We start from the raw sequence: 13,098 nt of genomic DNA, 5'->3' as shown, positions 1-13,098 counted from the left end.
ATTTTGCCCATTTGTCCTAATTCGTCATTGCTATGGATTTCTATAGTTTGAACATCTTTAGTTTCATGATTTAAGAAGCGGAAGAAATTTTGTAAATAATGCAAAGTCATACTGATTTTACTGCTTATTATTTTTCTAACGCAAATATAAATAACGCCTAAAACTATCACTAAAAAGATAATAGCAATTATAATAATAGAAAATTGTAATTTATATACGGGAGCTAAAACTGATGAACGCGGTGTTGTTACTAATATACTCCAGTGACTTGAATCATTAGGTGTGCTAAAGGATACCACAGAAGCATAGCTTAAAAATCCTGTGGAAGTAAGAAAATCATCTATAAGTAAATCTTTATGCCCCTTAATCGCTTCTACGATAGGTTTAACAGAAGGAGAATGATTATAATCACTTATTTTTTCTAAAAGTGCTTTAGGATTTTCATGTATAATAAATCTTGCATCATCCGAGAAAAGGATTCTTTGATCGCCTTCATGAAAATTTAATTTTGGATCCAATAAAGTTTTAGACATTTCTGAAAATTCTAGAGAAAAACCTAAAGATCCGATATATTTTCCACTTTTATTGAAAAGCGGTACAGCAAAATTTATTCCTAGGAATTCGCCATGCCCATAGTTTAATTTCATAGGTTTTCCAAATTCAACATGAGGATTATTAAAATCGGCATTTTTTTCAAGTTTTTGCAAAACAAGAGCACTTTGATAAAGATTTTCATAAGGAGTTATTTTTATTCCACCGGCACTTCCTAGAGTTGAATCATAAAAAATCATTGATAAGGTGCCGTCTTTATTTAAGAATTTGTCTTTATCGCCGCCAGTAAGTATTGAAGGATCTTTTAAATATAAAAAAGCATAAGTGGTATGAACGCTACCATCTAAAGTATTTTTAATTAAATTCTGCACTATGTTAGTATTAACTTGTCCATCATCTTTTATTATATCTTGAATCACCATATCTGTAGTATTTGAAAGCACTATAGGCTCGTTAAGTGCAGATTGCATATAGTTTATATATCTTTTTGAAGCTATTGTAATGGCTTCTTCAGCTTGTTTTTCCATATTTGAAGAGACTTGTAAAGATATGAAAAAAATCATTATTGCTAATCCTATGATGATGCTTATGGCAGCACATAAAATCAGTTTCGTGCCAATATTTAAAGATTTAAACATTTTTTAATCCTTTCGTAAAAATAATTTAAATTTTGCAAATGGATATAATATCTATATTTATTTTAAAAAAAATAATTAAAAGGTAATAATAAATACTTAATAGTGAATTTTATTTTAAAAACATTTAAAAGTATGATAAAATTCTACATCATTAAAGCTTGGTGGAAATGGCACTGAAGCTGAAAAATTTTTGTAAGTATTTCCAGGAAGATTATCTATAATTTCTATAGTGTAAGAAACACTCATATTTTTCATTTTAGCATTTCGGATATTTTTATCGTCAAAAATATCTCCACTTACATGTTGTTTGTTGAATATATTAAGCATTAAATAGCATTTTTTAATATTGAATCGAGTTAAATTTTCTACTTTTCCATTAATGATAACGCTTTCATTTCTTAAATCTCTAGTATAGGATAAATTATCAAGTTTAGCTTGAACGGTAAATTGATTGATGGTTAAAAAAATAGAGTAAATCAATAATGCGGAAAAAATAGTATTGATGGTATAAGCCATTAAAGCTATTTCTTTTTGCTTTATCTTTAAAAAAATTAAAACACAAATTAAAACAAAACAAACAATTATAACAATAAAAGCGAATAAGTGATAAATTGTAAGTTGCATTAAAAACACTCTGAAGCTAGATGTATGGTGAAGTTATTTTCATATTGAAAATTCTCAAAGGCAACTCTTTGAAATTGAGTTGTATTTTTCTTTAAGTTTTTTACTTCAGCACTTTTTTGTCTATAAGGTATAAATTTATTTTTATATCGATTGATAAAATTATCTTTTGGCGAGACATTTTTAAAAATTTTTGTTGTAATTTTACATTCTTTAAAATCATGTTTTGAGGTATTGCTTATATTAAAATCAACAATTAAATCTCCAGAGGTATGTAGCATTCTTTGAGATATAATTTCAAGAGTTCTACTTCTTGCCTCGTGATCTATTATTTTAAATCCAAAAATAAAGACTATGAAGCAAAAAATTAAATTTAAAGCAATGATAAAAAGCGCTATAACTGGTCTATGGCGTAAAAAAACACATAAAAGCGAAACTCCAGTGAAAAGAAAAAAAATAAACAAAATGAGCATATAATCTACCAAGTATAAATGAGTGGTATAAAAAAGCACTATTTCTCTTATTTTTTCTATCACCGTTTTTTCCTAAAAATTATTGAAAGGAACTTTGTTTTTTAGCATCTTTGGTATCAACCCAAATATTAGGCACAGCTCCGCCAGGCGTTAAGAAAATTTTAGCATCATTATTGATTTTTAAAGCCTCGTTAAATTCTTTTTGTGTTTCTATTTGTTTTAAAGTCAATAAAGAATTATTTAAGCTATTGGCGATTTCTTTATTAGAATAAGCTTGCGCATCAGCTTGAATTTTAACAGCTGTGGCCTTACCCTTAGCACTGATAATAGTTGCATTTGCTTCACCCTCTGCTAAAGCCGCTTTTTTCAATGCTTCTTGATTGGCTCTTTCAACTTCATATTTTGCTCTTTCTGCTTCTTGCTTGGCAATTTGAACACGTTCTATTTGTTCTTTTACTTTAGAAGGCAAGATGATTTCTCTTAATTGAACTGCACGAAGTTCAACAGGTTTGTTTGGTTGAGCAGATATGGTTTTTCCTATCCCTTCTTCAATTTGTGCTGCTATGGTATTACGATTAGTAGGCAATTCTTCGGCTGTATATTTTCCTACGACACTTCTTACAACATCACGCACTACAGGATCAATAATTTTATTTTCCCAGTTTAATCCCCAAGTGGCAATGGTTTGTGGTACTTGAGAAGGGTTTAAGCGGTATTGCACTGTTACATCTATAAATACAGGAAGTCCTCTTGAGTCTAAAACAGAAATACTGTTTTTATTGATAACGCCTGATCCAGAACTTAAATTTTCATTAGCACCTTCAAAAGATGCATAATTGATTTGTCGTATTCTTGTATCAATAATAGTGATTTTTTGAATAAAAGGTAAGAAAAAATGAAGTCCTGGAGCGATAGGTTCGGGATCGTATTTACCTGTATTTGATTTGATCCCCATTTCTCCAGAGTTAATCACCACAAAAGGTTTGATGAGTATAATAAATATGATTAGTATTGCTATTGTATAGACAAAGGGTGAAATTTTTCCAAAAAATTTAAAATCAGACATTTTGAAATTAAAGTTTTTTTGATTATTTTCATTGGAATTTTTATTTTTCTTATTAAAATAATCATTTAAATCAGCTGGCATTTTTTTCCTTAATTTTGATTTTTAAAAATTTAGGACTCAATTCTATCAAAAATAAACTAACAATAAACTTTTAATAATATTTTAAATTCGGTTGCATTAAATGCAAATAATTAAGAATTAAGCTTGATTTAATTTAGTAAAGCTTGAAATTTTTATAAAAATAACTACAGATTTTACAATAATTAGTATTGTTTTATTTTATTAAATTTGAAATAATTACAAAAATTAAAAGGAGAAAAAATGCCAATTGTAAATATAAAATTAGCTAAACCCGCATTAAGCAAGGAGAAAAAAGCTGAACTTATAGCTGATATTACTCATCTTTTAAGCACAAAATATAATAAAAATAAAGAAAGAGTAGTTGTAATGATAGAAGATGTAGAAAATTATGATATAGGATTTGGTGGAGAGAGTGTAGAGCAAATTAAAGCAAAGGCTGCAAAATGAGTGATTTAAAAATAGGAGACAAAGCTCCCGAATTTGAGCTTTTAAATCAAGATGGAATTAAAATAGCACTCAAAGATTTTATCGGAAAAAAAGTGATTTTGTATTTTTATCCAAAAGATAATACCCCAGGTTGCACAACAGAAGCGTGTGATTTTAGTCAAAATTATGATCGTTTTAGCGATAAAAATGCTGTGATTTTAGGAGTAAGTCCAGATAGCACCTCTACTCATGAAAAATTTATCTCTAAATTTGATTTAAAACATATTTTATTGAGTGATAGTGAAAAAGAAGTGGCAAAACTTTATGGAGCTTGGGGGCTTAAAAAAAATTACGGCAAAGAATACGAAGGCATTATACGTTCGACTTTTGTGATTGATGAAAATGGAAAAATTATGCAAATTTATAGCAATGTTCGCGTAAAAGATCATGCTTTAAAAGTGCTTGAAAGTCTTTAATGCTTGTACATATTTGTTGTAGCGTAGATAGTCACTATTTTATAGAAGAGCTAAGAAAGGCTTATCCTAAGGAAGAAATTATAGGTTATTTTTATGATCCTAATATCCATCCTTTAAGTGAATATGAATTGCGATTTTTAGATGTTAAAAGAAGTTGCGAGAAGCTAAAAATTAAGCTTTATAAAGGTGAATATGAGTATGAGAAATGGCTCAATGCTGTGCGTGGATTTGAAGATGAGCCAGAGAAGGGTGCAAGATGTAAGATTTGTTTTGATTTAAGAATGGGATCTAGCGTAGAATTTGCCGCTAAATTAGGACAAAAAAAACTTACCACTACGCTTTTAACAAGCCCAAAAAAAGATTTAGAACAATTAAAAAACGCTTTACAAAAAGAATGTGAACCTTACGGTATAGAATTTTTAGCTCCAGATTTTCGTAAAAATGGAGGAACGCAAAGACAATTTGCTTTAGCTAAAGAACAAAAACTTTATCATCAAAATTATTGCGGGTGTATTTATGGACTGAAAAAACAAAAGCAGGATAAAAGTTTTATTGATGAATTGATGTCTCCGATTAATGGACAAATTTTGCCCGCAAGTATAGAATCTAGAATAGCTTTTTATAAAAAAATTAAAACTCTTGAAAAAAAAGGAAAAAAATTTGAAATCAAAAGAGATAAATTTTTAAATTACCGACTTTTAAACGCTTTAGTAAAATTGGATAAAAAACCAATTAAATCATATATTTTATTTTATTCTCATTTTAAAAATTCTTATACAAAATTGAGCATAGAAGAAGACAAAGTCGATTTTTATGTCAGTTTTAAAGATGAAATTAATTTTTGGAGTTTTAAATATTTTAATTCTTTATTAAAAAATAAATTTAAGACTTTTGAAGAGTTTTTAAATAAGCCTTTAAAAATCAATCAAGAAATCAATTTGCGTCACAAATTATTTAATTCTTATAATCTCTCTCCCGTGATTATCTTAGATCAAATTCATCAAGGTCGTTATGAAATTTGTGCCAAAAGTGAAATTTATTTTGATACAGAGGAAAAAATTCTTTTAATTTAAAAATAATTTTTATGCTTTTGTTAGTATTTTTTTTGTAAAATTTTAATTTTCATAGAAGAAAACACATGAGGGCTTTAAATGATAAATGTATCGCAAATTCAAGAAATTTTACCACACCGATATCCTTTTTTATTGGTCGATAGAATTGTTGATTTAAAGAAAAATGAGATAGTTAAAGGATACAAAAATATCAGCATTAGTGATCCTGTTTTTTTAGGTCATTTTCCGGATCATCCTATTTATCCAGGTGTTTTAATTTTAGAAGGAATGGCACAAACGGGTGGAGTGTTGGCTTTTGAAAGTATGGATGATAAGGTAGATCCTAAAAGTAAAGTTGTATATTTTACCGGCATTGATGGAGCAAAATTTAGAAATCCAGTGCGTCCAGGAGATCGACTTGATTATGAAATGAAAGTGGTGAAAAATCGTGGTAATATGTGGGTTTTTAAAGGTCAAGCTTTTGTGGATGAAAATTTAGTTGCAGAAGCCGAACTTAAAGCGATGATTGTGGATAAGTAATGACAAAAATTCATCCTAGTGCAGTGGTAGAAGAAGGTGCAATTCTTGGTGAAGATGTTACAATTGAAGCCTATGCATATGTAAGTAAAGAAGCAAAAATAGGAAATAATGTTACCATAAAACAGGGAGCTAGAATTCTTTCGGATACAACAATAGGAGATCATTCTAGAATTTTTTCTTATGCTATTGTGGGCGATATTCCTCAAGATATTTCTTATAAAGATGAGCAAAAAAGTGGTGTTATTATAGGTAAAAATGCAACCATAAGAGAATTTGTAACTATTAATTCGGGCACAATAAAAGGAGATGGCTTTACACGTATAGGCGATAATGCTTTTATCATGGCTTATTGTCATATCGCACATGATTGCATTTTGGGTCATAATATAATTTTAGCCAATAACGCAACTCTAGCAGGTCATGTGGAACTTGGAGATTTTTGCGTCGTTGGAGGTTTAACACCTATTCATCAATTTGTAAAAGTAGGAGAAAGTTGTATGATCGCAGGTGCGAGTGCTTTATCTCAAGATATCGTTCCTTTTTGTTTAGCTGAAGGAAATCGTGCTAGCATTAGAAGTTTAAATTTAGTAGGCATACGCCGCCGTTTTGATAAAGATGAAGTGGATATTTTAAATAAAGCTTTTAAATTTCTATTTAGAAAAGGGAATTTAAAAGATAATGCCCAAGAGCTTCTTGAAAACACACAAAGTGAGAATGTTGAAAAAATGTGTGATTTTATTTTGACAACAAAGCGTGGAATTCCAGTATATAAAGGTAAAAAATAATGCCTAGAAAATGTAGTTTTTGTAATGAATTTGAAAATTCTCAAAGAAGAATTTTGGAAAATGGTGATCATAATTCTTTTATTTGCGAGTGTTGTGTTGAGGCAGCTTATAATATTATTTTTGGAGAAGAAAAAGAGACTAAAGAAAGTGAGCAAGGGCACAATATTAATTTTAATGATATGACGCCAAAAATTTTAAAAGAGTATCTTGATCGTTATGTGATCGGGCAAGAAAGAGCTAAAAAAGTTTTTAGCGTGGGTGTTTATAATCACTATAAAAGATTATTTAGATCAAAACTCGACGGAGATGATACAGAGCTTTTTAAATCAAATATTTTACTGGTCGGTCCAACTGGAAGCGGTAAAACTTTGCTTGCACAAACTTTGGCCAAATTTTTAGATGTGCCTATAGCAATTTGTGATGCAACGTCTTTAACTGAAGCGGGTTATGTTGGTGAAGATGTTGAAAATATACTTACACGTCTTTTACAGGCTGCTGATGGAGATGTTGAACGTGCTCAAAAAGGTATTGTTTTTATTGATGAGATTGATAAAATTGCAAGAATGAGTGAGAATCGATCTATAACTAGAGATGTAAGCGGAGAAGGGGTACAACAAGCCTTACTTAAAATCATAGAAGGTAGCCTTGTAAATATTCCTCCAAAAGGTGGGAGAAAGCATCCTAATCAAGATTTTATCCAAATAGATACATCAAATATTTTATTTGTTTGCGGTGGAGCTTTTGATGGCTTAGATCTTATATTAAAACGCAAGTTAGGTGATAAAGTTGTAGGTTTTTTTGATGATAATACTCAAGAAAATAAAGCCTTACTTGATAAAATCGAACCGGATGATTTAGTTCATTTTGGCCTTATACCTGAATTAATCGGGCGTTTGCATGTTATAGCATCTTTAAATGAACTTGATGAAGATGATATGGTAAGAATTTTAACAGAGCCAAAAAATGCTATTGTTAAGCAATATCAAAAACTTTTTGCAATTGATAATGTGAATTTAAAATTTGAAGATGAAGCCTTAAAAGAAATTGCTAAATTGGCTTTAGAAAGAAAAACTGGTGCTAGAGGACTTAGGAGTATTATAGAGGAAATGATGGTGGATTTAATGTTTGAATTACCAGAATATAAAAACTATGATATTATTATTACAAAAGAAGTTGTAAGAGATAATGCTAAAGCATTATTGATTAAAAAGAAAATAAGCTAAAATAAAGGAATGTAATGATTTTAGATCAACTTATAGGATTTTTTTCGAGTGATATGGGTATAGATCTTGGAACGGCTAATACTCTTATTTTGGTTAAAGATAAGGGCATTGTTATCAATGAGCCTTCTGTTGTTGCAGTTGAACGTGAAAAATACGGAGCTAAAGTCAAAATTTTAGCCGTAGGAAAAGAAGCTAAAGATATGGTGGGCAAAACTCCTGGCAATATAGAAGCAATTCGTCCAATGAAGGATGGAGTGATTGCTGATTTTGACATTACTGAAAAGATGATCCGATATTTTATTGAAAAAACACACAGAAGAAAGTCTTTTTTACGCCCTAGAATTATTATTTCAGTTCCTTATGGTTTAACTCAAGTTGAAAGAAAAGCGGTTAGAGAAAGTGCTTTAAGTGCTGGAGCTAGAGAGGTATTTTTAATAGAAGAACCTATGGCAGCAGCTATAGGAGCGAATTTACCTATTGATGAACCTAAGGGAAGTTTGGTTGTAGATATTGGTGGTGGAACGACAGAAATAGGGGTAATTTCTTTAGGCGGACTTGTGATTTCAAAGTCAATCAGAACAGCCGGTGATAAATTGGATATGAGTATTGTAAATTATGTTAAAGAAAAATATAATTTAATTATTGGAGAAAGAACAGGTGAAGAGATAAAAATCACAATAGGTTCAGCTATTCAACTTCCAAAAGAGCTTTCTATGGTAGTTAAAGGTCGAGATCAAGTGAGTGGGCTTTTAAGTCGTATAGAACTTACTAGTGAAGATATTAGAGAGGCAATGAGAGAGCAGCTTAAAGAAATAGCAGATGCCTTAAAAATGGTTCTTGAAATGATGCCACCTGATTTAGCAAGTGATATTGTAGAAAATGGAGTTGTTTTAACTGGCGGAGGAGCCTTAATCCGTGGTCTTGATAAATATCTTTCAGAAATTGTTCGTTTGCCAGTATATATTGCCGATGAACCACTTTTAGCTGTTGCTAAGGGAACGGGTAAAGCATTAGAAGAAATTTCAATTTTGCAACAGCTAACTAATGAAGAATAAACTTATTTTTATTCTTATTTTATTTTTTTTAATCTTTATATCTTTTTATTATGGAGGGTTAATTAAAAAAAATGTTCTTTTTGTAAATGATGTAGTTATAGAAAAATTTTATGGAATTAAGGATTTTATTTCCGAAGAGTTTTCTAAGCATTTTAATCAAGCAGAACAAATCGAAAAACTAAAAGCTAGAAATCAAGAGTTAGAGTATATGGCAGTTTTAACTACAAGCTTTGCCAATCAACTCAACCGAATTTTAGAAGATAAAAATTCAACCAAATATTTACCTCAAGTTTCTTTAACAAGAGCTATTTCTTATGTAAGCTTAAATGATTATAAGAGATTATGGCTTGATTTTGCTAGAGTTCCACCTGATAAAAATAAAGGTTTAATCTATCAAGGATATACAGCGGGTATTGCTATCAATAAAAATGATAGAGTTATGGCAATTTTGCAAGGTGATGAAAAATGTGTTTTTGCAGTTTATATAGGAAAAGATAAAATTCCAGGACTTCTTCAAGGTGAAAATGGTAAGGTTGTGGTTAATTTTATTGCAAAATCTGCCAAAATACATATAGGAGATGAAATTTTAACCAGTGGGCTTGATAATATATTTTTTTCAGATGTTCCAGTGGGCAAAGTAGTGGCAATTAGCGATGGAGAAATTTATAAAAGCGTTGTGGTAAAACCTTATGTTAAAATCAATATCCCTGCTTATCTTTATATTGTCGATAGTGTATGATTAAAGATATTTTTTCTTCTAGAAATTTAAAAAAAATATATTAAAACTCAATGTAAAATTTGTTATAATTAGGGCTAAATTACGCTACTTAGGAAGGATTTATGCCAAAAAGAACCGATATAAAAAATATTTTACTTATAGGAAGTGGTCCTATTGTGATAGGTCAAGCTTGCGAGTTTGATTATTCTGGGACTCAAGCAGCTAAAACCTTGAAAGAATTAGGTTACCGTATAGTGCTTATTAATTCTAATCCTGCGACGATTATGACAGATCCAGAATTTGCAGATGCAACTTATATAGAACCTATTACAAAAGAAAATATTTTAAATATTATTAAAAAAGAAAAAATTGATGCTATTTTACCTACTATGGGTGGGCAAGTAGCACTTAACGTCGCTATGGAAGTTTATGAAAGCGGACTTTTAGGAGATGTGAAATTTTTAGGGGCAAATCCTGAAGCGATTAAAAAAGGCGAAGATCGTCAAGTTTTCAAAGAGTGCATGAAAAAAATTGGTATGGATTTGCCAAAATCGATGTATGCGTATAATTATGATGAGGCCTTAAAAGCTGTTGATGAAATTGGTTTTCCTTTAATGATCCGTGCTTCTTATACTTTAGGTGGCGCTGGAAGTGGTGTTGTTTATAATATGGATGAATTTAAAGAACTTGCTAATATGGCCTTAGCTTTATCTCCTATACATGAAATTCTTATAGAAGAAAGTTTGCTTGGATGGAAAGAATATGAGATGGAGGTTATACGCGATAAAAATGATAATTGTATTATTGTTTGCAGTATAGAAAATGTCGATCCTATGGGGGTGCATACGGGCGATAGTATTACCGTGGCACCTGCCCTTACTTTAACTGATAAAGAATATCAAGTTATGCGAAATGCTTCCTTTGCTATTTTACGTGAAATCGGAGTGGATACTGGCGGTTCAAATGTGCAATTTGCTGTCAATCCAAAAAATGGCAGAATGATAGTGATAGAAATGAATCCAAGAGTTTCAAGATCGAGTGCTTTAGCAAGTAAGGCAACGGGATATCCTATAGCAAAAGTAGCGACTCTTTTAGCGGTTGGTTTTACCTTAGATGAAATAAAAAATGATATCACAGGAACTCCGGCTAGTTTTGAACCTGTGCTTGATTATATTGTTACAAAAATTCCTCGTTTTACTTTTGAAAAATTTCCAAACGCAGATACAACTTTAGGCACAGCAATGAAGAGTGTAGGTGAAGTGATGGCCATAGGTCGCACTTTTAAAGAGAGTATTCAAAAAGCACTTTGTTCTTTAGAGCGATCTTTAAGTGGATTTGATGAGATTAAATTTGAAGATAAGAATGATCTTATATTTAAAATTCGCAATCCTAATGAAAAAAGATTGCTTTATGTTGCACAAGCTTTTAGAGAAGGATTTGATATAGAAGAGCTTTATGAGTTAAGCAGTATAGATCCTTGGTTTTTAGCTCAAATTAAAGAAATTGTAGATTTTGAAAAACAAATCGATATGGATATTTTAAATGATAAATTTCTTTTAAGAAAAGCAAAAACTATGGGCTTTTCTGATAAGATGATCGCCTTGCAAGTTAATTTAAAAGATAATTTAGAACTCAGTCAAAATGATATTTATTATGCAAGAATGAAACATAAAATCATAGCAGAATTTAGCGAAGTGGATACTTGTGCAGGTGAATTTAAAGCCTTAACTCCTTATTTTTATTCTAGTATCAATGTGAGTGAATTAACTCAAAGTAAGCAAGAATCAAGAGATAAAAAAGAAAAAAAAGTTATGATTATAGGGGGTGGGCCAAATCGTATAGGACAAGGGATAGAATTTGATTATGCTTGTGTGCATGCTTCTTTTGCCTTAAAAGATATGGGCATAAAAACCATTATGTATAATTGTAATCCAGAAACTGTTTCAACTGATTATGATACGAGTGATATTTTATATTTTGAACCTATTGATTTTGAACATTTAAGAGCTGTTATTGAGCGAGAAAAACCTGATGGAATTATTGTACATTTTGGTGGTCAAACTCCATTAAAATTTGCTAAGCGTCTTAGTGCTTTTGGTGCAAAAATTATAGGCACAAGCGCAAGAGTGATTGATATGGCTGAAGATAGGAAAAAATTTGCTGAATTTATTGAAAAAATAGGCATTAATCAGCCTAAAAATTCGACAGCAATTACCGTAGAAGAAGCCGTGCTAAAAGCGAGTGAAATTGGTTATCCGGTTTTAGTTCGCCCAAGTTATGTTTTGGGTGGTAGAGCCATGCGTGTAGTGAGCAATGAATCCGAACTTCGAATTTATATGCAAGAAGCGGTAAGCGTAAGTGATAAAAGTCCGGTTTTAATTGATCAATATTTAGACAATGCTACAGAAATTGATGTGGATGCAATTTGCGATGGAAGAGATGTTTATATTGCTGGAATTATGGAGCATATCCAAGAAGCAGGAGTTCATTCTGGTGATAGTGCTTGTTCTTTGCCGCCTTGCAATATAGATGAAAAAATGCAAAATTTAATTGCAGAAAAAACAGCAGATATAGCTTTAAATTTGGGTGTTGTTGGACTTTTAAATATCCAATTTGCTATTTACAATAATGAACTTTATATCATAGAAGTTAATCCTAGAGCGAGTCGAACTGTGCCTTTTGTCAGTAAAGCTACAGGTCTTCCTTTAGCTAAAGTAGCAACACGTGTGATGTGGCAAGGCGATTTAAAAGAAGCTTTAAAATTTTACGATCGTTTTAAAATTATTGATTTTACACGTAAAATTTTACAACCTAAAGCTTTAAAATATGTTAGCGTAAAAGAAGCGGTTTTTCCGTTTGCAAAACTAAGCGGTAGTGATTTAGAACTTGGACCTGAAATGCGTTCTACTGGTGAAGTAATGGGAATTAGTAAAGATTTTGCTAATTCTTTTGCAAAAAGTCAAATTGCATCGTTTAATCATTTGCCAGAAAACGGAGTTGTATTTATTTCTTTAAAAGAAAAAGATAAAAAGTATGCTAAAAAAATGGCTGCAGAATATACTAAATTAGGCTTTAAGTTAATGGCAACGAGTGGAACTTGTAAAGAAATACAAGCGAATGGCTTTAACTGTGAGCTTGTACATAAAATTTCTGAAGGTCGTCCAAATGTTGAGGATAAATTAAAAAATGGTGAAATTAATCTAGTGATTAATACAAGCGATAGTCATAGTTTTCAAGGAGATACAAAAAAAATCCGTGAAAATATCATACGCTTTAAAATTCCATATTTTACTAATTTACGTTCCGCTTTAGCGGGTGCTAAGTCGATCAAAGCTATACAAGGAAAAACTTATTTGGAAATAAAAAGCTTACAAGAGCACTTAAAAGTTTAA

Annotated in this window: 12 protein-coding genes and 1 pseudogene; 9 read left to right on the top strand and 4 right to left on the bottom strand. The window is 30.7% G+C overall.

Translation table 11 applies throughout. The features are described from left to right. The 4 genes and pseudogenes from H2280_RS00815 to H2280_RS00800 all read right to left on the bottom strand — a co-directional run. A pseudogene (locus tag H2280_RS00815) lies at positions 1 to 1,190 on the bottom strand (methyl-accepting chemotaxis protein); the annotation flags it as partial. Between the two features lie 114 nt (positions 1,191 to 1,304). Next, entirely contained in the window at positions 1,305 to 1,814 is a 510-nt protein-coding gene (locus tag H2280_RS00810; RefSeq protein ID WP_137623343.1) for a DUF2393 family protein, read from the bottom strand. Beyond that, positions 1,814 to 2,344 (bottom strand): DUF2393 family protein, encoded by a 531-nt coding sequence (locus H2280_RS00805; protein ID WP_137623347.1) that lies wholly within the window; start codon positions 2,342 to 2,344, stop codon positions 1,814 to 1,816. The genes H2280_RS00810 and H2280_RS00805 overlap by 1 nt, the downstream gene beginning before the upstream one ends. Positions 2,345 to 2,363: 19 nt before the next feature. After that, a complete protein-coding gene (locus H2280_RS00800) occupies positions 2,364 to 3,431 on the bottom strand; it encodes a prohibitin family protein (protein ID WP_137623342.1) in 1,068 nt (355 codons plus the stop codon). A 240-nt stretch (positions 3,432 to 3,671) separates the two neighbouring features. Between H2280_RS00800 and H2280_RS00795 the strand changes: the two genes are divergently transcribed. The 9 genes from H2280_RS00795 (at position 3,672) to carB (ending at position 13,098) form a co-directional block, all read left to right on the top strand. After that, positions 3,672 to 3,878 carry a tautomerase family protein gene (locus tag H2280_RS00795; RefSeq protein ID WP_137623341.1) on the top strand — a complete coding sequence of 69 codons (207 nt, stop codon included), beginning with the start codon at positions 3,672 to 3,674 and terminating at the stop codon, positions 3,876 to 3,878. Continuing rightward, positions 3,875 to 4,333, top strand: coding sequence for a thioredoxin-dependent thiol peroxidase (gene bcp, locus H2280_RS00790; RefSeq protein ID WP_337215392.1), 459 nt, complete (start codon positions 3,875 to 3,877; stop codon positions 4,331 to 4,333). The genes H2280_RS00795 and bcp overlap by 4 nt, the downstream gene beginning before the upstream one ends. Continuing rightward, positions 4,333 to 5,406: an epoxyqueuosine reductase QueH gene (locus H2280_RS00785; protein ID WP_337215391.1), complete on the top strand. Its 1,074-nt coding sequence runs from the start codon at positions 4,333 to 4,335 to the stop codon at positions 5,404 to 5,406. Before bcp ends, H2280_RS00785 begins: the two co-directional genes overlap by 1 nt. Positions 5,407 to 5,484: 78 nt before the next feature. After that, on the top strand, positions 5,485 to 5,925 hold the full coding sequence (fabZ, locus tag H2280_RS00780; protein WP_137623338.1) for a 3-hydroxyacyl-ACP dehydratase FabZ: 441 nt from the start codon (positions 5,485 to 5,487) through the stop codon (positions 5,923 to 5,925). After that, complete coding sequence (gene lpxA, locus H2280_RS00775) at positions 5,925 to 6,710, top strand: acyl-ACP--UDP-N-acetylglucosamine O-acyltransferase (protein WP_337215390.1); 786 nt, start codon at positions 5,925 to 5,927, stop codon at positions 6,708 to 6,710. Before fabZ ends, lpxA begins: the two co-directional genes overlap by 1 nt. After that, complete coding sequence (gene clpX, locus H2280_RS00770) at positions 6,710 to 7,933, top strand: ATP-dependent Clp protease ATP-binding subunit ClpX (protein ID WP_171000066.1); 1,224 nt, start codon at positions 6,710 to 6,712, stop codon at positions 7,931 to 7,933. Before lpxA ends, clpX begins: the two co-directional genes overlap by 1 nt. Before the next feature lie 14 nt (positions 7,934 to 7,947). Further along, the gene (locus H2280_RS00765) at positions 7,948 to 8,988 is read left to right on the top strand and encodes a rod shape-determining protein (RefSeq protein ID WP_337215389.1); all 1,041 of its coding nucleotides are present in this window, start codon (positions 7,948 to 7,950) and stop codon (positions 8,986 to 8,988) included. Beyond that, positions 8,978 to 9,727, top strand: a complete 750-nt coding sequence (gene mreC / locus H2280_RS00760; RefSeq protein WP_337215388.1) for a rod shape-determining protein MreC — start codon at positions 8,978 to 8,980, stop codon at positions 9,725 to 9,727. Before H2280_RS00765 ends, mreC begins: the two co-directional genes overlap by 11 nt. 101 nt (positions 9,728 to 9,828) lie before the next feature. Continuing rightward, a complete protein-coding gene (gene carB, locus H2280_RS00755) occupies positions 9,829 to 13,098 on the top strand; it encodes a carbamoyl-phosphate synthase large subunit (protein ID WP_337215387.1) in 3,270 nt (1,089 codons plus the stop codon).

The sequence above is a fragment of the Campylobacter sp. 2457A genome (assembly GCF_020135895.1).
GTDB lineage: Bacteria > Campylobacterota > Campylobacteria > Campylobacterales > Campylobacteraceae > Campylobacter_D > Campylobacter_D taeniopygiae.
The sequence above is the reverse complement of the archived record's forward strand: the minus strand, read 5'-3'. Positions and strand labels throughout refer to the sequence as shown.

What these genes read in the sequence shown, in the direction of transcription:
- H2280_RS00795 (WP_137623341.1), top strand. Translation starts at nt 3,672, where the DNA reads ATGCCAATTGTAAATATAAAATTAGCTAAACCCGCATTAAGCAAGGAG.
- H2280_RS00765 (WP_337215389.1), top strand. Translation starts at nt 7,948, where the DNA reads ATGATTTTAGATCAACTTATAGGATTTTTTTCGAGTGATATGGGTATA.
- lpxA (WP_337215390.1), top strand. Translation starts at nt 5,925, where the DNA reads ATGACAAAAATTCATCCTAGTGCAGTGGTAGAAGAAGGTGCAATTCTT.
- fabZ (WP_137623338.1), top strand. Translation starts at nt 5,485, where the DNA reads ATGATAAATGTATCGCAAATTCAAGAAATTTTACCACACCGATATCCT.
- carB (WP_337215387.1), top strand. Translation starts at nt 9,829, where the DNA reads ATGCCAAAAAGAACCGATATAAAAAATATTTTACTTATAGGAAGTGGT.
- mreC (WP_337215388.1), top strand. Translation starts at nt 8,978, where the DNA reads ATGAAGAATAAACTTATTTTTATTCTTATTTTATTTTTTTTAATCTTT.
- H2280_RS00800 (WP_137623342.1), bottom strand. Translation starts at nt 3,431, where the DNA reads ATGCCAGCTGATTTAAATGATTATTTTAATAAGAAAAATAAAAATTCC.
- bcp (WP_337215392.1), top strand. Translation starts at nt 3,875, where the DNA reads ATGAGTGATTTAAAAATAGGAGACAAAGCTCCCGAATTTGAGCTTTTA.
- clpX (WP_171000066.1), top strand. Translation starts at nt 6,710, where the DNA reads ATGCCTAGAAAATGTAGTTTTTGTAATGAATTTGAAAATTCTCAAAGA.
- H2280_RS00810 (WP_137623343.1), bottom strand. Translation starts at nt 1,814, where the DNA reads ATGCAACTTACAATTTATCACTTATTCGCTTTTATTGTTATAATTGTT.
- H2280_RS00785 (WP_337215391.1), top strand. Translation starts at nt 4,333, where the DNA reads ATGCTTGTACATATTTGTTGTAGCGTAGATAGTCACTATTTTATAGAA.